Below are 16,328 nucleotides of genomic sequence, written 5' to 3'. Positions count from 1 at the left end.
ATCAGGGCCGCGCCGCGCCGTCGTCGGTCAGGACCTGCGTGATGCGCGGGTCGGGCGCGGCGGGATCACCTTGCTCGTGATGACGTCGCTGAGCGGCACGGTGATCTCCTGCCCTGCGCGGGCTCCCGCGTCGCACCGCACGACGACGACGGCGTCGCCCGGGTCCGCGGACGTCCCGGCACCGTCGTTCGCCTGGTCTCGTCGGACGACGGTCCCGAGCAGGTCGGTCATCGGTGGCCCGGGTGCGGGGGAGCGGTGGCGGACGACGACGCGCTCCCCGACGCGGCACGCTGCCCAGGGCGCGGTGCCGGGCGCGGTGCCGGTGCCGGTGCCGGTGCCGGGTTCGGTCGGGGTCACGGTGCTCCAGGTCTCGGTCGGTCGGGCGTACGGGCTCGTTGCGATGGTCCGGCGGCTGGACGGCGCACGGGCGAGCGTGGGGCGCGGGGGATACTAGGGTTCCAGTGTGCACGAGACCGTGCGCCCGCCCCCTGACCTTGGAAGGACAGCGCCGTGACCTACGTGATCGCTCTGCCGTGCGTCGATGTCAAGGACAAGGCGTGCGTCGAGGAGTGTCCTGTCGACTGCATCTACGAGGGTGACCGGTCGCTCTACATCCACCCGGACGAGTGCGTCGACTGCGGTGCGTGCGAGCCGGTCTGCCCCGTCGAGGCGATCTACTACGAGGACGACGTCCCGGAGGAGTGGAGCGACTACTACCGCGCCAACGTCGAGTTCTTCGACGACCTCGGTTCGCCCGGCGGTGCGGCGAAGATGGGCCTGATCCCCAAGGACGACCCGATGATCGCCGCGCTCCCCCGCAGGCCGAGGGCTGATCCTCCGGTGGGCCTCGGCGACCTGACTGGGCTCGCCTACCCCTGGGACACGCTCGCTCCGTACGTGGCGCGTGCGCGGAGCCATCCCGGTGGGTTGGTCGACCTCTCCGTCGGCACCCCCGTCGACCCGACCCCCGCGGTCGTGCGCGACGCGCTCGCCTCGGCGTCCGACGCGCCCGGGTACCCGACGACGCACGGCACCCCGGCGCTGCGTGAGTCCGTGGCGGCGTGGTTCGCCCGTCGCCGTGGGGTCCCGGACCTCGACCCGGACGCGGTGCTCCCGACCCTGGGCTCGAAGGAGCTGGTGGGGTTGCTCCCGTCGCTGCTGCGGCTCGGCCCGGGAGACGTCGTCGTGCATCCTGCGGTGGCGTACCCGACCTACGACGTCGGCGCGCGGCTCGCGGGGGCGACGGCGCTCGCGACCGACGACGTCGACGCCTGGGCGGGGCGAAGGGACGTCCGCCTGGTCTGGGTGAACTCGCCGTCGAACCCGACCGGCGCGGTCGCGGACCGTGAGCACCTGGCCCGCGTCGTCGCCGCGGCCCGGGAGATCGGCGCCGTCGTCGCGAGCGACGAGTGCTACGCCGAGCTCGGGTGGAGCGCGCCGTACGACCGCTCGGCGACGCCGAGCATCCTCGACCCCGAGGTCTGCGGCGGGTCCCACGACGGGCTGCTCACCGTGTACTCGCTGTCGAAGCAGTCGAACGTCGCGGGGTACCGCGCCGCGTTCGTCGCCGGCGACCCGACGCTGGTCTCCGACCTCCTCGCGACCCGCAAGCACCTCGGGATGATCGTCCCGGCGCCCGTGCAGGCCGCGATGCGTGCCGCCCTCGACGACGACGACCACGTCGCCGCGCAGCGGGAGACCTACCGGCGTCGGCGGGCGATGCTGCTCGACGGCGTCGCCGCGGCAGGGCTCGTGGTCGACCGGTCCGAGGCCGGGCTGTACCTGTGGGTCCGCCCGGACGGGCCCGAGCCCGCAGCGGGCGGGGCCCGGCCCGGCTCGGACCCGAGCGAGGCGCCGTGCTGGCAGGTGGTCGGCGGGCTGGCCGACCTCGGGATCCTCTGCGGTCCGGGAGTCTTCTACGGCCCGGCGGGCGCCTCGCACGTGCGCGTGGCCCTCACGGCGACGGACTCGGCGGTCGCCGAGGCCGCAGCCCGCTTGACGGGTGCGTGACCCGCGATTCCGGCGCTTGACCTGCGGCGGAGCCGTCGGGAACTCGCCGTCGACGTCGCGCAGTGTGACTCGGATCACAGCGATGTGAGGGTCTTGTGACGGTGGGGGATTGGTCACGTGCGAATGTTCCGGGATACCGTCACGACTGGGCAGCGACGTCCCCGCGCGTGTGCCCGCACTCGCCACGCAGCGAGCGGACGAACTCCACACGGACCGGTCCGAGCCTGCACCCGACCGGGTGCCAGGTGACGGACCTCTGAAAGGACACCCATGACCAGCACCTCCAGCGAGTCGGTGCAGCTCACCGCCGGCGGGACGACGCAGGACCTCCCGGTCGTCCCCGCGACCGAGGGCAACGACGGGATCGTCGTCTCCAGCCTGATGAAGACGACAGGCATGGTCACGGTGGACCCCGGGTTCACGAACACCGCGTCGTGCTCCTCGGACATCACGTACATCGACGGCGACGCCGGGATCCTGCGCTACCGCGGCTACTCGATCGACCAGCTCGCGTCGGGCTCGAACTTCCTCGAGGTCGCGTACCTGCTGATCCACGGCGAGCTCCCCGACAGCGCGACGCTCGACGCGTTCGTGGACCGGGTGAACCGTCACACGTTCGTCCACGAGGACTTCCGCACCTTCATGGGGACGTTCCCGCGCGACGGCCACCCGATGGCGGTGCTCGCCTCCGGGATCAACGCGCTCTCCACGTTCTACCCGGAGTCGCTCGACCCGCACGACCCCGAGACCGTCGAGCTCGCCACGGTGCTCCTCCTCGCGAAGACCCGCACCATCACGTCGTACCTGCACCGACGCCGCGCGGGTGAGCCGCTCCTGTACCCGGACTACTCGCGCGGGTACGTCGACGACTTCCTGCGGATGACGTTCGCGCGTCCGTACATGGAGTACCAGGCCGACCCGGTCGTCGTCGACGCCCTCGACAAGCTGCTGATCCTGCACGCGGACCACGAGCAGAACTGCTCGACGTCCACGGTGCGCATGGTCGGCTCGAGCAACGCCAACCTCTACGCGTCGGTCGCCGCCGGGGTCAACGCGCTGTCGGGGCCGCTGCACGGCGGGGCCAACGAGTCCGTGCTGACGATGCTCCAGCAGATCCAGGGCAGCGACGTCGACGTGGACTCCTTCATGACCAAGGTCAAGAACAAGGAGGACGGCGTCCGCCTCATGGGGTTCGGGCACCGCGTCTACAAGAACTACGACCCCCGCGCCGCGATCGTCAAGGAGAGCGCGCACGCCGTCCTGGAGAGCCTCGGCAAGAACGACCAGCTCCTCGACATCGCGATGGGGCTCGAGGAGATCGCGCTCAACGACGACTACTTCATCGAGCGCAAGCTCTACCCGAACGTCGACTTCTACACGGGTCTGATCTACAAGGCGATGGGCTTCGCCCCGGCGATGTTCACCCCGCTGTTCGCGCTCGGCCGCATGCCCGGCTGGATCGCCCAGTGGCGGGAGATGCAGAACGACCCCGAGACGAAGATCGGCCGCCCCCGGCAGATCTACACCGGTGCCACCGAGCGCGACTACGTGCCGCTCGACCAGCGCTGACGCAGCTCCTCAGTCGCCCGTGGCGGCCGCTCAGGCGGTCGCCACGGCGAGGTCCACGCGCACGCTCCCCGCAGGGAGCTCCTCGGTGCCCGCCGCGTCCGTGACCCAGCCGTCCTCGCCGCGGACCCAGCGTCGTCCGTCGACGGTGACCGCGACGGCGTCGGTCGTCGACGCGGTCGAGACCGCCCACTGCGCCACGGCCCAGGACATCCGCACGGCATCGTCCTCCCCGGTCCCGCCGAACCCGGTCGCGTGCACGACGACGGTCGCGCGCGGGTCGGCGTCCCCGCCGTCCTCACCACCGTTCGCTGCTCCCGAGCCGTCGTCCGGGGCCGCCGCCTGCTCCTCCACCGGGACGTCGCCCAGGTCACGTGTCACCCGCTCGGTGAACCCGCTGACGGCGTCCGCCGCCGCCGCCGGACTGGCGACGCCCCGCAGCAGGCAGGTCAGGGTCGCCGGGGAGTACCCCGTGAGGGCCGAGGCCCAGGCGCGCGAGCGGTCCGCGAAAGGCTGGTAACCCTCGGGGAACGCGGAGCGCTGGACGGCCCACGCCGCCTCGGTGACCCGCAGCTCCTCGTACCCGTCGACCTTCTCGAGCGCGTCGTAGAACGTGTTCGTCGCGTAGACCGGGTCCTGGACCTCGTCGACCGTCCCCCAGCCCTGCGAGGGGCGCTGCTGGAACATCCCGAGCGAGTCGCGGTCCCCGTGGTCGAGGTTGCGCAGCCGGGACTCGCCGTACGCGGTGGCGAGGCCGATCGTCGCGGCGCGCGCCGGCATCTCGCGGCGCACCGCGGTGAGCGCGACCAGCGCCGCGTTGTCGGCCTGCTCGGGCTCGAGACCGGTGTTCACGCCGTCGACCGCGGCGACGCAGCGCTCGTCGACCGGCGGCTCGACGTCGAGCAGGTGCAGCGCGGCGACGACCCCGCCGACGGCGAGCCCGCCCACGACGACGGTCGCGACCGCGCCGCCCACCACGGTCCGCGCCCTCATGCCCGCGACTCCGGCGACGCCGGCAGCACCGGCGGCTGCGGTCCTGCCACTGCTCGGGGCACCTGCGCGCCTCGTCAGTTGGCGTGCAGCGCGGCGTTCAGCTCGACGCCCGTCCCGGCGCGCGCGACCACCTCGACGCCGCCGGTCACGGAGTTGCGCCGGAACAGGAGGTTGTCGCGCCCCGAGAGCTCGCGGGCCTTCACGACGGTCGGGCCGTCGTCCGACCCCGGCTGCCCCGTCCCCACGACCGTCACCTTGGTCCCGGCGGTCACGTAGAGGCCGGCCTCGACGACGCAGTCGTCGCCGAGCTGGATCCCGAGGCCGGAGTTCGCGCCCAGGAGGGAACGCTCGCCGATCGAGACGACCTCCTTGCCACCGCCCGAGAGGGTCCCCATGATCGAGGCGCCGCCACCGACGTCGGAGCCCTCGCCGACGAGGACGCCCGCGGAGATGCGGCCCTCGACCATCGAGTGGCCGAGCGTCCCGGCGTTGAAGTTCACGAAGCCCTCGTGCATGACCGTGGTGCCCGAGGCGAGGTGGGCGCCGAGGCGGACGCGGTCGGCGTCGGCGACGCGGACACCGGTGGGGACGACGTAGTCGACCATCCGCGGGAACTTGTCCACGCCGTAGACCGTGACCGGCATCCCGGTCGCCGCGCGCAGCCGCAGCCGGGTCTCCTCGAAGCCCTCGACGGCGCAGGGGCCCTGGCTCGTCCACACGACGTTGGCGAGCACGCCGAACAGCCCGTCGAGGTTCAGCCCGTGCGGCCGGACGAGACGGTGGGAGAGCAGGTGGAGCCGCAGGTAGGCGTCGGCCGTGTCGGCCGGCGCCGCGTCGAGGTCGACCTCGGTGCGGACGACCACGAGGGACACGCGGCGCGCCTCGTCGGTCTCCTCGAGCACCGTCAGGGACGCCGGAGCCGGGCTGTCGGGAGCGGCCCCGAGGGCCGGGGCCGGGTACCAGACGTCCAGGGTCACGCCGTCGGCCGTGACGGTCGCGAGGCCGTCGGCCCAGGCGGAGCGGACGGTGGTGCCGGCGGTCTGCTGCTCAGAAGTCATGCGTCCAGCGTAGTCGGCGCGCGGGAGCCTGCCGGTAGGGTCCGGGGCATGGACGACCAGACCCCGGACGGCACGACGCCGCGGCTCCCGCACCGATCTCCCTCGACCCCGCCGGTGACCTGGTGGACCTCTGGCGCGTGGTCTGCGACGCCCCGTCCGTCAGCGGCGACGAGGGACCGCTCGCCGACGCGGTGGAGGCGGCCCTGCGCGCGTGCGACCACCTCACGGTCCTGCGGGACGGCGACGCGATCGTCGCGCGGACCACGCTCGGGCGCGACCGGAGGGTGGTCGTGGCGGGGCACCTGGACACGGTTCCGCTCACCGACCCGCCGAACGTCCCGACGTGGACCGAGGGCACCGGCGACGACGCGGTGCTCTGGGGCCGCGGCACGGTCGACATGAAGGGCGGGCTCTCGGTCCAGCTCGCGCTCGCCGTCGAGCTCACGGACCCGGTCGTCGACGTCACCTGGGTGTTCTACGACCACGAGGAGGTCGCCGCGCACCTCAACGGGCTCGGCCGGCTCGTCGACCACCACCCGGAGCTGCTCGTCGGGGACCTGGCGATCCTGGGGGAGGCGACGAACGCGGGCATCGAGGGCGGCTGCAAGGGGACGCTGCGCGTCGAGGTCACGACCACCGGGGTCGCGGCGCACTCAGGCCGGCCGTGGATGGGGGTCAACGCGATCCACGCCGCCGCCGAGGTCCTCGCTCGGCTCGACGACTACGAGGCGCAGGACGTCGAGGTCGACGGGCTGGTCTACCGCGAGGGGATGAGCGCGGTCGGGATCTCGGGCGGGCTCGCGGGGAACGTCGTCCCCGACCTGTGCACCGTGACCGTGAACTATCGCTTCGCACCGTCGCTGTCGCTCGAGCAGGCGGAGGCCCACGTCCGCGAGCTGTTCGACGGCTTCGACGTCCGGGTCACGGACGCGGCGCCCGGGGCCCGTCCCGGGCTCGACGCGCCGCTGGCCCGCGAGTTCGCGGACACGGTCCAGGCGCTCACCGGCGTCGCGCCCGCCGCCAAGCAGGGGTGGACCGACGTCGCCCGCTTCTCCGCGCTCGGGGTCCCGGCCGTGAACTTCGGCCCTGGCGACCCGCTCCTGGCGCACAAGGACGACGAGCACTGCCCGGTCTCCGACGTCCGGACCTGCTACTCGGCCCTGCGCTCCTGGCTGGCCGGGTGAGGCACCGAGCGTTCACCGGCCGTTCGCCGGACACGTGCGCCCTGGTGCCGCCCACCACGTCCCGGCCGGCCGTAGGCTCGTGCGCATGAGCGACGAAGGCCTTCCTCAGTCGGGCTCCGGCTACCGCAAGGGGCCCGTGCTGCTGCGCGGCACCCAGATCCCGCGCCAGACCACGGACGCGCGCCTCCTCGACACGAAGGAGGACGCCGACTGGGTCCACAGCGACCCGTGGCGGGTCCTGCGCATCCAGAGCGAGTTCGTCGAGGGCTTCGGCGCGCTCGCCGAGCTCGGACCCGCGGTCTCCGTCTTCGGGTCCGCCCGGACCAAGCCCGACCACCCCGACTTCGCGCTCGCCGAGACGGTCGGACGACGTCTGGTCGAGGAGGGCTACTCCGTCATCACCGGCGGTGGTCCGGGGATCATGGAGGCCGCGAACAAGGGCGCGTCCGAGGCCGGGGGGACGTCGGTCGGCCTCGGGATCGAGCTCCCGTTCGAGCAGGGCGTCAACGAGCACGTCAACCTCGGGATCAGCTTCCGCTACTTCTTCACGCGCAAGATGATGTTCGTGAAGTACTCCCAGGGCTTCGTCGTGCTCCCCGGCGGATTCGGCACGTTCGACGAGCTGTTCGAGGCGCTCACGCTCGTCCAGACGCACAAGGTCACCGAGTTCCCGGTGGCCCTCGTCGGGAGCGACTTCTGGCAGGGCCTGCTCGACTGGGCGCGGGACGTCGTCCTGCCCCGGGGCATGATCTCGGAGCACGACCTGGAGCTCGTCCGGGTCTTCGACGACCCGGACGATGCCGTGCAGTACGTCTGCGACCGCGGTGCGGAGCTCGCCGCCGAGGAGGCCGCCGCCGTGCGGGAAGCAGCCGAGGCGGCTGCGGAGGCGGAGGCGGCCGAAGACGTGCGGGAGCACGGGCCGTCGTCGGACTCTGCGTCGGGTGCACCGTCGGACGCACCGTCGGGCGCTGCGCCGGCGACCGGGACCTCCGAGGCGTGACCGGTCAGAACGACGCGCACGACGGGGCACCGGCCGACGGACCGACGTCGACCGCATCCGTCCCGCCGGCGTCCGCGCCCCTGGTGCTGCGCGGGCGCGACCTCGGGCCCGGCCCCGTGGTCATGGCGATCGTCAACCGCACCGACGACTCGTTCTACGCGGGGGCGCGGACCCTCGACGACCGTGCCGCCATGGCAGCGGTCGAGCGGGCCGACCTGCACGGCGCGACCATCGTCGACGTGGGCGGCGTCCGGGCGGGCGTCGGGCCCGAGGTCTCGGCGACCGAGGAGGTCCGCCGCGTCGTGCCCATCGTGCGGCGCATCCGGGCCGAGCACCCCGACCTGCTGGTCAGCGTCGACACGTGGCGCGCCGAGGTGGCCGACGCCGCGGCGGACGCCGGCGCCGACCTGATCAACGACACCTGGGCCGGGCACGACCCCCGGCTCGTCGAGGTCGCCGGCCGGCACGGCATCGGGGTCGTGTGCTCCCACACGGGCGGTGCGCGGCCACGTACCGACCCCGTACGGGTCGAGTACCGGGCGCCGGAGACCGGGGACCCGCCGGCCGACCCGCGCGACGGCGTCGTGCTCGACGCCGTCGCGCACCTGACCGCCGCGGCGCGCCGCGCCGTCGCGTGCGGGGTCCCGGCACGGTCGGTCCTGGTGGACCCGACCCACGACTTCGGCAAGAACACCTGGCACTCGCTCCACCTGCTCCGCAGGACCGGTGCGCTCGCAGGCCTGGGGTACCCGCTGCTGATGGCGCTGTCCCGCAAGGACTTCATCGGTGAGTCGTTGGACCTGCCCGCCGACGAGAGGCTGGAGGGGACGCTCGCCGCCACGGCCGTCGCGGCCTGGCTCGGCGCGCGGGTGTTCCGCGCCCACGACGTCGCACAGACCGTGCGGGTGCTCGAGATGGTCGCTGTGCTGCGCGGGGACCTGCCGCCGGCGCGCGCCGTCCGGGGCCTGTGGTGAGGCACCCGTGAGCAGCCGGACGACGTCTCACCGCGCCCTCGGCCGGCGCCTGGTCGACCCGCGCGGCTGGCCCTGGTGGGTGCAGGTCCTCGCGGTGTACGGCGCTGCGCGGGCGGTGAGCGCGGTGGTGCTCATGACCGTCGCCGCGCACCAGGTCGAGAACCTCTGGACCCCGGCCTCGCCGTCCTACAGCGACTGGACGGGCCTGATGTGGGACTCGTCCTGGTACCGCACCATCAGCGAGGACGGGTACCCCGAGACTCTCCCGCGCGGCGACGACGGGACCGTCCAGCAGAACCCGTGGGCGTTCTACCCGCTGTACCCGATGCTGGTGCGCGCGGGGACCGCGCTCACCGGGCTCGGCTGGGAGGTCCTGGCGCCGACCCTCTCGCTGCTCCTCGGGGCGGCGGCGATGCTGGTGGTCCACCGCTTGGTGAGCACGGCCGACCGCGCGGTCGCCCGGCGGCCAGGGCTCCCGCTCGCGACCGTCGCCGTGGTGTCGCTGTTCCCGTCGTCTCCGGTGCTGCAGACCGCGTACACGGAGGGCCTCGCGCTCCTGCTGGTCGCCGTCACGCTCTACCTGATCGTCCGCAGGCAGTACGAGTGGGCCGCCGCGTCGGTGCTCCTGCTCGGGCTCTCGCGGGGTGTGGCGCTGCCGATGGCGTGCGTCGTCGTCTGGCACGGGGCGATGCGGGCGCGGGAGTGGTGGTCGACGCGCGGCGAGCGACGGGACGGCTGGTGGGTCGACCCGCTGCGGATCACCGTCCTGCTGTGCGCCACGGTGCTCTCCGGGGTGCTGTGGCAGCTCGTCGCGTCGTGGCGGACGGGGAGCCCGACGCCTACTTCAGCACGCAGTCCGCCTGGCGTGCCGGCGACGGGATCGTGCCGTTCCAGCCGTGGATCGACATCCCTCGCTGGCTGTGGGGCGACGTCGGGCCCTGGCTGGCGCTGGCCGTCGTGCTCGCGTTCGTGGCCGTCGTGCTCAGCCCCGTGATGCGCCGGCTCGGACCGGAGATGCAGGCATGGACCGGCGCGTACCTGGCGTACCTCGTCGCCGTGATCCCTCCCGGGTCGAGCCTGGTGCGCTTCCTGCTCCTGGCGTTCCCGCTCGCGGCGGCCCTCGTCGGCTGGACGAGGTCGAGGCTCTGGCTCGCCGCCGTCCTCGTCGCCGGGGTCGGCGGGCAGGTCTGGTGGGTCTGGACGTTCTGGCAGCTCGTGCCACCGACCGGGTGGCCGCCGTGACGGCCGTCCACGGCCGAACGGTGGTCGGGCACGGTGGTCGGGCACGGTGGCAGGGCGGTGGCCGGGTGGTGGTCGGGCACAGTAGCCGCTCGGCAGGTCGGGTCCGTGGCACGCCGCCGGTGAACTAGACTGTGACCTGGACCTCCGCGGAGCGAGGTCCACGAGAATCGTGCCGCTCCGGCGGTTGCCGCCGGACACGTGCCGGCGGGTCGCCGGCACCAGAACATGAATGGAGTGCCACCCATGGCTGCGATGAAGCCACGCACGGGCGACGGGCCGCTCGAGGTGACCAAGGAGGGTCGCGGGATCGTCATGCGTGTGCCCCTGGAGGGCGGTGGCCGGCTGGTGGTCGAGCTCAACGCGACCGAGGCCAGCGAGCTCAGCGAGGCGCTCAAGGGCGTCGGCTGACCCAGCGGACGCACGAGCGAGAACGCGCAGGAGCACAGCGGGGCGGAGGACGATCGGGCTCGGACCCGGCGCCGCGCCCCGCTGTTCGTGCGTCTGCCCACCGAGAGGCGGGCACTACGCGGGGCAGCGCCGCGCGGGCAGCGGGCAGCGCTCGGGTGGGTGCTCGTGCGGAGCGATCAGCGGCGCACGGCCAGCAGCAGGCCGTCGCCCACCGGCAGCATCGCCGGGACGACCCGCTCGTCGTCGCGCAGCTGCCGCCCGACGTGCCGCACGATCGTCGTGGTCTCGTCACGCACGGCAGGGTCGGCGACCCGACCTCGGGCCAGCGCACCGTCGATCGCGAGCACGCCGCCGGGACGCAGCAGCCGGAGCGCCTGCTCGGCGTGGTCGGCGTACCGAGGCTTGTCGGCCGCGACGAGGACCAGGTCGTAGGCGCCGTCGGTCAGGCGCGGCAGCACCTCGGAGGCGCGACCGGGGATGGTGCGGGTCCGCGTCGAACGGATCCCGGCCTCGGCGAACGCGGTCTTGGCCGCCCGCTGGTGCTCGACCTCGATATCGATGGTGGTGAGCACGCCGTCCGTGGGCATCCCGCGCAGGAGCCACAGCGAGCCGACCCCGGTGCCGGTGCCGACCTCGACGACGGCGCGGGCGCGCAGGGCGGCGGCGACGGCGCTCAGCGCCGCTCCGGTGCCGGCGGAGATGCTCGCGCACCCGAGCTCGGCTGCTCGGCCGCGGGCACGGAGCAGGACCTCGTCCTCCGGGACGAAGTCCTCGCAGTACATCCAGGACGAGACCTGTGCGCTCGCGCTGCCGGCGTCGTTGATCAGAGCCTCCGTGGTCCGGGGGCGGCATCCGGTCGGACGCCGCGGTGCGGTCGATGCTACCGGTCGCGTCGCCCGCGACCCGGCTGCCGCACCGTATCGTTGCAGCGTGGCTGACGAGCGAGGCGAAGAGGTACAGGACCGTGCCCGGGACGCCGAGGGCGTGCCCGAGCAGCCGTGGCACGCGCCGGGCGGCCCCGCGACGTCGACACCCCCGTCGAGGGTGTCCACCGGTGAACCGCCTCGGCCGGAGCCGAGCGCCGGGCCCGCCGCGCCTGCTGACCACGCCCAGCACTCGTGGTCGACCGCGGGTGGGTCGCACCAGAACCCGGGGGCGTGGGGGAGTACGGGCAGCAGACGCCGTTCGGCACCGGCATCCCCGTGGCGCCCGGCGTGCCGGACACGGGGTGGCCGCGTCAGCGCGCGCGCCGGACGGGACCGTGGATGAGTGCGGGGGTCGCCGTGATCGCGCTGGTCGCCGGCGCCCTGGGCGGTGTCGCGGCGGAGCGGATCGCCGACGGGGTGGGCGTGTACCGGCCCGTGGACGCCGACCTGCCGCAGGCGTCGACCGGCAGCGCGTCGGACACGGGTTCGGGCACGGACGGCGTCGCTGCGATCGCGGCCCGCATCACGCCGAGCGTGGTGTCCCTGCAGGTCGAGGGCGACCAGGGCGTCGCCACCGGCTCCGGGGTGATCGTCCGGGAGGACGGGTACGTCCTGACGAACGACCACGTGGTGGCCGGCGCGGCGGGCGACGACGCGATCCGGGTGCTCCTCGCCGACGGCAGCCGCCAGGACGCGACCCTCGTGGGCCGTACCTCGGACTACGACCTCGCCGTCGTCAAGATCGACGCGGAAGGCCTCGCGCCGCTCGTCCTCGCGGACTCCGACGCCGCCGTGGTGGGCGATGCGGTCGTGGCCGTCGGGGCCCCGCTCGGTCTGGACGGGACGGTGACCACGGGGATCGTCAGCGCTCTGAACCGCCCGGTCACCGCGGGCGACCAGAGCGGCACGGCGTTCATCAACGCCATCCAGACCGACGCGGCGATCAACCCGGGCAACTCCGGGGGCCGCTGGTCGACATGGACGGCGAGGTCGTGGGGATCAACTCCGCGATCGCCCAGCCCCCGGCGCCGCACAGGCGACGGGGAGCATCGGCCTCGGCTTCGCGATCCCGTCCAACCAGGCCCGCCGGACCACCGAACAGCTCATCGAGCAGGGCTTCGCGACCTATCCCGTCATCGGGGTCCTGCTGGACGAGCGCTACACCGGCGAAGGGGTCCAGGTCCTCGAGGAGTCTGCCGACGGCCAGTCCGCAGTCGTCCCGGACGGCCCGGCCGCGGACGCCGGGATCGAGCCCGGCGACGTGATCCTCGCCATCGACGGGCGACCTGTCACGCAGACCGACGAGCTCGTGGTCGCGATCAGGGCGATGGCACCGGGGGACACCGTCGAGCTGACCGTCCGGCCGGGCGGCGACGCGTCGCAGGAGCGCGACGTCGAGGTGGTCCTCGACGAGGCGACCAGTGAGTAGTGTGACGCCGTGGTAGGCATCAACGGGGGCGAGCTGCTCATCATCCTGGTGCTCGCGGTCCTGCTCATCGGGCCCGAGCGGCTCCCCGGGTACGCGGAACAGCTCGGCAGGCTCGTCCGCAGCGCCAAGAAGTGGTTCGACTCGGCCCGATCACGGGTCGACGAGGAGCTCGGCGACGAGGTCAAGGACGTCGACTGGGCGGCCCTGGACCCGCGCCAGTACGACCCGCGCCGCATCGTGCGGGACGCGCTGCTCGACCCGGGCGAACCTGCCGCCACCGGCGCGGCCGGTGCCCGCGGGAGGGTTGCGGCCGCTGGAACGAGCACGGCGGCGGGTGCGGCCGGTGCGGCCGCTGGAACGAGCACGGCGGCGGGTGCCTCCGGCGCCCGGCCTGCCGGTGCGACCGCCCGGCCTGCCGGGCCGACCGGCCCGACCGGGGCCGCCGGTGAACCGACACCTGGGACGGTCGTGGCGCCGTTCGACGACGAGGCGACCTGAGCGGTCGCCCGGCCGGACCGTGCGGTCCGTACGGTCCGCTCGGTCGCGGGGGACGGCGTCCGACCCCGAGGCCCCTACCGCGGACCGTCCTCGAGTGCTCGCACGACCTGGCACAATGGCCGCCATGCCCGATCAGCACGCCGACGACGCCTTCCTCCGACAGGCCGGCGGCCGCCCCCGCATCCTGTCCGGCATGCAGCCGACGGACGACACACTCCACCTCGGCAACTACATCGGCGCCCTCACGCAGTGGGTGGCCCTCCAGGACGACCACGACGCGCTGTACTGCGTCGTCGACCTCCACGCGCTGACCGTCAACCCCGACCCCGCGCTCCTGCGTCGGCGGTCGCGGCTCACCGCCGCCCAGTACCTCGCGGGCGGGGTCGACCCGGAGCGGTCCACGCTGTTCTGCCAGTCGCACGTGCCGCAGCACACCCAGCTCGCCTGGATCCTCGAGTGCCAGACCGGCTTCGGCGAGGCGTCACGGATGACGCAGTTCAAGGACAAGTCCGCGCGCCACGGGACGGACGGCACCTCGGTCGGCCTCTTCACCTACCCGATGCTCATGGCAGCCGACATCCTGCTGTACGACACCGCGCTCGTCCCCGTCGGCGAGGACCAGCGCCAGCACCTCGAGCTGACCCGCAACCTCGCCGAGCGGCTCAACGCCCGGTTCGGTGCTGGGACCGCGGTCGTCCCGGACCCGCACATCGTCAAGTCGGTCGCGAAGATCTACGACCTGCAGGAACCGACGTCCAAGATGAGCAAGTCCGCGGCGAGCCCGAAGGGGCTCATCGGGCTGCTGGACGACCCGAAGGTCGCCGCGAAGAAGATCCGCTCGGCGGCGACCGACTCCGGGACCGACGTGCGCTTCGACCGCGAGGCCAAGCCCGGGGTATCGAACCTGCTGTCCATCTTCTCCGCGCTCACCGGCCGGGACGTCGACGCGATCGCCCGCGACTACGACGGGCGAGGCTACGGCCACCTCAAGGTCGACCTCGCCGAGGTCGTCGTCGCGTTCCTCGAGCCGTTCCAGGAACGGGCGCGCACCTACCTCGACGACCCCGCCGAGCTCGACCGGGTGCTGCTGCGCGGGGGCGAGCGTGCCCGCGAGCTCGCCCAGGGCACGGTCGACCGGGTCTTCGACCGGGTCGGCCTCCTGCCCTCGGGATCGAGCCGGGACGCCTCGATCGACGTGCCGAGCGGCGCAGCACGGTGAACCTCCCGGAGCGCGCCGACGGTCAGCTCAGGGTCGGCGTCGCGATCGACGTCCCCGAGCCGTGGTCGACGCAGCTCCAGGCGGCGCGGGCGCGCTTCGGTGACCCGCTCGCCGACGCGATCCCGCCCCACGTGACCCTGCTCGGCCCGACCGTGGTGGACGAGGACGCGATCGACCGGCTCCACGAGCACCTCCGCGCCGTGTGCGCGCAGAACCCCGCCTTCCGCCTCCACCTGCGCGGGACGGCGACGTTCCGGCCGGTCTCCCCGGTCGTGTTCGTCCAGGTCGTCGAGGGCATCGCCGAGTGCGAGCGGCTCGAGGGAGCGGTGCGCAGCGACCTGCTGGCGCAGCCCCTGCGGTTCAACTACCACCCCCACGTGACCGTCGCCCACGAGGTCGGGGACGCGGCGCTGGACCGCGCCTTCGAGGAGATGGCCGGCTTCGACGCGAGCTTCGCGGTGGACTCCGTCCACCTCTACGAGCACGGCGACGACGAGGTGTGGCGCCCCGTCCACGCATTCTCGCTCGCGGGCGAGGGTGACGTCCGCTGACTAGGGTCTGACCATGGCAGACGCACCGAGCAGCACGACCGAGACCTCCACGGTCGCGACGCTCGTCGACCGCGGCAAGAAGGTCGCGGACTGGTGGAAGCACAGCCGCCCGGGGCGCGCGATGCAGCACTACGGCGGCGAGCGGGGGACCCTGCTGTGCGGCGGGATCGCGTTCTCCGCGCTGTTCTCGGTCTTCGCGGCCCTCGCGATCGGCTACACGATCTTCGCGAACGTCCTCGGGTCGAACACCGAGCTGCAGACCACGGTCCTGAACGAGATCAACTCGTTCGTGCCGGGGCTCATCCAGACCGCCGAGGAGCCGGACGGCCTGCTGGAGCCGTCCCAGCTCCTGGTGGCCCAGGGCTTCAGCTGGAGCGCGATCATCCCCGCGCTGGTGCTGCTGTGGACGGCGATCAGCTTCATGACCTTCCTGCGCCGCGGGGTCCGGGCGATGTTCGGGCTCTCCGAGATCGGCCAGAACTTCGTCCTCGGCAAGGTCTGGGCGCTCGTCGGGTTCCTCGGCCTCGCCGTCGGCGTGGTGCTCTCGTCGGGCGTCAGCATCGTGGTCTCGAGCCTCGGCACGTGGTTCCTCGACCTCGTCGGCGTGGGCACGGGCCACGACTGGCTGCTGACGGTCGCCGGGCTCGCCGTCAGCCTCCTCATCGACACGACGGTCGTCGCCGGCATCGTCGTCGTCGTCGCCGGGGCGCGTCCGTCCCGGCGGGACCTCTGGATCGGTGCCCTGATCTGCGGCGTGGCGTTCGCGGTGCTGCGGTACGCGGGGACGAGTCTCGTCGTCGGCAGCGCGACCGCGAGCCCGCTGCTCGGTTCGTTCGTCGTCGTCGTGACCCTGCTGCTGCTCGTGAACTTCATCTCGCGGGTGCTGCTCATGGTGTCGGCCTGGATGGCCGACCCGCCGTTCGTCGAGCCGCACCCCGACCCGGTGGAGACCCCCGAGGAGCGCGCCGAGCGCGAGCGTGCGGTCCGGGAGGGCCCGGGCACCGGCTACCTCTGGAGCCCCGTGGTGCGCGGCATCCGGCGCGGCGTGCGACCGCGTCCGCGGCGGCTCGTCGAGCGCGGCGAGGCGCTGCGCCCGGAGACTCGCCCCGAGGACTAGGACCCGCCGAACAGGCCACAGGACGAGGTCCCGCCGAACCGGCGCACACGACCCGCCGGCCGGCCCACAGGACCGGGGCGAGGACCGCGCCCGGCCCGGGGGCGTCGTCCGACCCGTCCCTGGGACACGAACGACGCCGTACCCCCGGAGGGA

18 protein-coding genes and 2 pseudogenes are annotated in these 16,328 nt (G+C 73.5%); 15 read left to right on the top strand and 5 right to left on the bottom strand.

Going from position 1 to position 16,328, the window contains the following annotated elements:
* Window positions 1-27: 27 nt before the first annotated feature.
* Window positions 28-357 (bottom strand): hypothetical protein, encoded by a 330-nt coding sequence (locus QUE47_RS01205; protein WP_286218237.1) that lies wholly within the window; start codon window positions 355-357, stop codon window positions 28-30.
* Window positions 358-510: 153 nt separating this feature from the next.
* Here QUE47_RS01205 and fdxA point away from each other — a divergent pair.
* From fdxA to QUE47_RS01195, 3 genes and pseudogenes are all read left to right on the top strand, one after another.
* Window positions 511-762, top strand: a pseudogene (gene fdxA / locus QUE47_RS16380) (ferredoxin); the annotation flags it as partial.
* 36 nt (window positions 763-798) lie between these two features.
* Window positions 799-2,010 (top strand): succinyldiaminopimelate transaminase, encoded by a 1,212-nt coding sequence (gene dapC / locus QUE47_RS01200; protein WP_434019744.1) that lies wholly within the window; start codon window positions 799-801, stop codon window positions 2,008-2,010.
* Between the two features lie 270 nt (window positions 2,011-2,280).
* Window positions 2,281-3,579, top strand: coding sequence for a citrate synthase (locus tag QUE47_RS01195; RefSeq protein ID WP_286218236.1), 1,299 nt, complete (start codon window positions 2,281-2,283; stop codon window positions 3,577-3,579).
* Between the two features lie 30 nt (window positions 3,580-3,609).
* Here the strand turns inward: QUE47_RS01195 and QUE47_RS01190 are convergent, their stop codons facing one another.
* Complete coding sequence (locus tag QUE47_RS01190; RefSeq protein ID WP_286218235.1) at window positions 3,610-4,569, bottom strand: hypothetical protein; 960 nt, start codon at window positions 4,567-4,569, stop codon at window positions 3,610-3,612.
* A gap of 74 nt (window positions 4,570-4,643) precedes the next feature.
* The gene (gene dapD / locus QUE47_RS01185) at window positions 4,644-5,627 is read right to left on the bottom strand and encodes a 2,3,4,5-tetrahydropyridine-2,6-dicarboxylate N-succinyltransferase (RefSeq protein ID WP_286218234.1); all 984 of its coding nucleotides are present in this window, start codon (window positions 5,625-5,627) and stop codon (window positions 4,644-4,646) included.
* Between the two features lie 119 nt (window positions 5,628-5,746).
* Here dapD and dapE point away from each other — a divergent pair, with 119 nt between their 5' ends.
* The 6 genes from dapE (at window position 5,747) to QUE47_RS01155 (ending at window position 10,435) form a co-directional block, all read left to right on the top strand.
* Window positions 5,747-6,811: a succinyl-diaminopimelate desuccinylase gene (gene dapE / locus QUE47_RS01180; RefSeq protein ID WP_434019743.1), complete on the top strand. Its 1,065-nt coding sequence runs from the start codon at window positions 5,747-5,749 to the stop codon at window positions 6,809-6,811.
* Between the two features lie 85 nt (window positions 6,812-6,896).
* Window positions 6,897-7,811 (top strand): LOG family protein, encoded by a 915-nt coding sequence (locus QUE47_RS01175; protein WP_286218233.1) that lies wholly within the window; start codon window positions 6,897-6,899, stop codon window positions 7,809-7,811.
* Window positions 7,808-8,785 (top strand): dihydropteroate synthase, encoded by a 978-nt coding sequence (gene folP, locus QUE47_RS01170; protein ID WP_286218232.1) that lies wholly within the window; start codon window positions 7,808-7,810, stop codon window positions 8,783-8,785. The genes QUE47_RS01175 and folP overlap by 4 nt, the downstream gene beginning before the upstream one ends.
* A 7-nt stretch (window positions 8,786-8,792) precedes the next feature.
* Window positions 8,793-9,779 carry a hypothetical protein gene (locus QUE47_RS01165; RefSeq protein ID WP_286218231.1) on the top strand — a complete coding sequence of 329 codons (987 nt, stop codon included), beginning with the start codon at window positions 8,793-8,795 and terminating at the stop codon, window positions 9,777-9,779.
* Entirely contained in the window at window positions 9,743-10,027 is a 285-nt protein-coding gene (locus QUE47_RS01160) for a hypothetical protein (RefSeq protein WP_286218230.1), read from the top strand. The genes QUE47_RS01165 and QUE47_RS01160 overlap by 37 nt, the downstream gene beginning before the upstream one ends.
* Before the next feature lie 243 nt (window positions 10,028-10,270).
* Window positions 10,271-10,435 carry a DUF3117 domain-containing protein gene (locus QUE47_RS01155; protein ID WP_286218229.1) on the top strand — a complete coding sequence of 55 codons (165 nt, stop codon included), beginning with the start codon at window positions 10,271-10,273 and terminating at the stop codon, window positions 10,433-10,435.
* A gap of 176 nt (window positions 10,436-10,611) precedes the next feature.
* Here QUE47_RS01155 and QUE47_RS01150 read toward each other — a convergent pair whose 3' ends face one another.
* Window positions 10,612-11,217, bottom strand: a complete 606-nt coding sequence (locus QUE47_RS01150) for an O-methyltransferase (RefSeq protein WP_286218228.1) — start codon at window positions 11,215-11,217, stop codon at window positions 10,612-10,614.
* Between the two features lie 455 nt (window positions 11,218-11,672).
* Window positions 11,673-11,885 (bottom strand): hypothetical protein, encoded by a 213-nt coding sequence (locus QUE47_RS01145; RefSeq protein ID WP_286219564.1) that lies wholly within the window; start codon window positions 11,883-11,885, stop codon window positions 11,673-11,675.
* Between QUE47_RS01145 and QUE47_RS01140 the strand changes: the two are divergent.
* The 6 genes and pseudogenes from QUE47_RS01140 to QUE47_RS01115 all read left to right on the top strand — a co-directional run.
* Window positions 11,785-12,267: pseudogene (locus tag QUE47_RS01140) on the top strand (S1C family serine protease); the annotation flags it as partial. The gene QUE47_RS01145 and the pseudogene QUE47_RS01140 sit on opposite strands and share 101 nt — an antisense overlap.
* A gap of 142 nt (window positions 12,268-12,409) precedes the next feature.
* Complete coding sequence (locus QUE47_RS01135) at window positions 12,410-12,790, top strand: S1C family serine protease (protein WP_350227711.1); 381 nt, start codon at window positions 12,410-12,412, stop codon at window positions 12,788-12,790.
* 9 nt (window positions 12,791-12,799) lie between these two features.
* Window positions 12,800-13,288 carry a twin-arginine translocase TatA/TatE family subunit gene (locus QUE47_RS01130; protein ID WP_286218227.1) on the top strand — a complete coding sequence of 163 codons (489 nt, stop codon included), beginning with the start codon at window positions 12,800-12,802 and terminating at the stop codon, window positions 13,286-13,288.
* Window positions 13,289-13,412: 124 nt separating this feature from the next.
* Window positions 13,413-14,507 (top strand): tryptophan--tRNA ligase, encoded by a 1,095-nt coding sequence (trpS, locus tag QUE47_RS01125; protein WP_286218226.1) that lies wholly within the window; start codon window positions 13,413-13,415, stop codon window positions 14,505-14,507.
* Complete coding sequence (locus QUE47_RS01120; RefSeq protein ID WP_286218225.1) at window positions 14,504-15,058, top strand: 2'-5' RNA ligase family protein; 555 nt, start codon at window positions 14,504-14,506, stop codon at window positions 15,056-15,058. The genes trpS and QUE47_RS01120 overlap by 4 nt, the downstream gene beginning before the upstream one ends.
* Window positions 15,059-15,071: 13 nt before the next feature.
* Entirely contained in the window at window positions 15,072-16,175 is a 1,104-nt protein-coding gene (locus QUE47_RS01115; RefSeq protein WP_286218224.1) for a YihY/virulence factor BrkB family protein, read from the top strand.
* Window positions 16,176-16,328 lie beyond the last annotated feature (153 nt).

This window comes from Paraoerskovia sediminicola, assembly GCF_030296575.1.
In the GTDB taxonomy this organism is placed as follows: Bacteria; Actinomycetota; Actinomycetes; order Actinomycetales; family Cellulomonadaceae; genus Paraoerskovia; species Paraoerskovia sediminicola.
Note: the sequence above shows the minus strand (reverse complement) of the source record. Positions and strands in the feature narration are given on the sequence as shown.

What these genes read in the sequence shown, in the direction of transcription:
- dapC (WP_434019744.1), top strand. Translation starts at nt 799, where the DNA reads ATGATCGCCGCGCTCCCCCGCAGGCCGAGGGCTGATCCTCCGGTGGGC.
- QUE47_RS01195 (WP_286218236.1), top strand. Translation starts at nt 2,281, where the DNA reads ATGACCAGCACCTCCAGCGAGTCGGTGCAGCTCACCGCCGGCGGGACG.
- QUE47_RS01190 (WP_286218235.1), bottom strand. Translation starts at nt 4,569, where the DNA reads ATGAGGGCGCGGACCGTGGTGGGCGGCGCGGTCGCGACCGTCGTCGTG.
- dapD (WP_286218234.1), bottom strand. Translation starts at nt 5,627, where the DNA reads ATGACTTCTGAGCAGCAGACCGCCGGCACCACCGTCCGCTCCGCCTGG.
- QUE47_RS01175 (WP_286218233.1), top strand. Translation starts at nt 6,897, where the DNA reads ATGAGCGACGAAGGCCTTCCTCAGTCGGGCTCCGGCTACCGCAAGGGG.
- QUE47_RS01155 (WP_286218229.1), top strand. Translation starts at nt 10,271, where the DNA reads ATGGCTGCGATGAAGCCACGCACGGGCGACGGGCCGCTCGAGGTGACC.
- QUE47_RS01150 (WP_286218228.1), bottom strand. Translation starts at nt 11,217, where the DNA reads ATGTACTGCGAGGACTTCGTCCCGGAGGACGAGGTCCTGCTCCGTGCC.
- QUE47_RS01145 (WP_286219564.1), bottom strand. Translation starts at nt 11,885, where the DNA reads ATGCGGGCCGCGATCGCAGCGACGCCGTCCGTGCCCGAACCCGTGTCC.
- trpS (WP_286218226.1), top strand. Translation starts at nt 13,413, where the DNA reads ATGCCCGATCAGCACGCCGACGACGCCTTCCTCCGACAGGCCGGCGGC.
- QUE47_RS01115 (WP_286218224.1), top strand. Translation starts at nt 15,072, where the DNA reads ATGGCAGACGCACCGAGCAGCACGACCGAGACCTCCACGGTCGCGACG.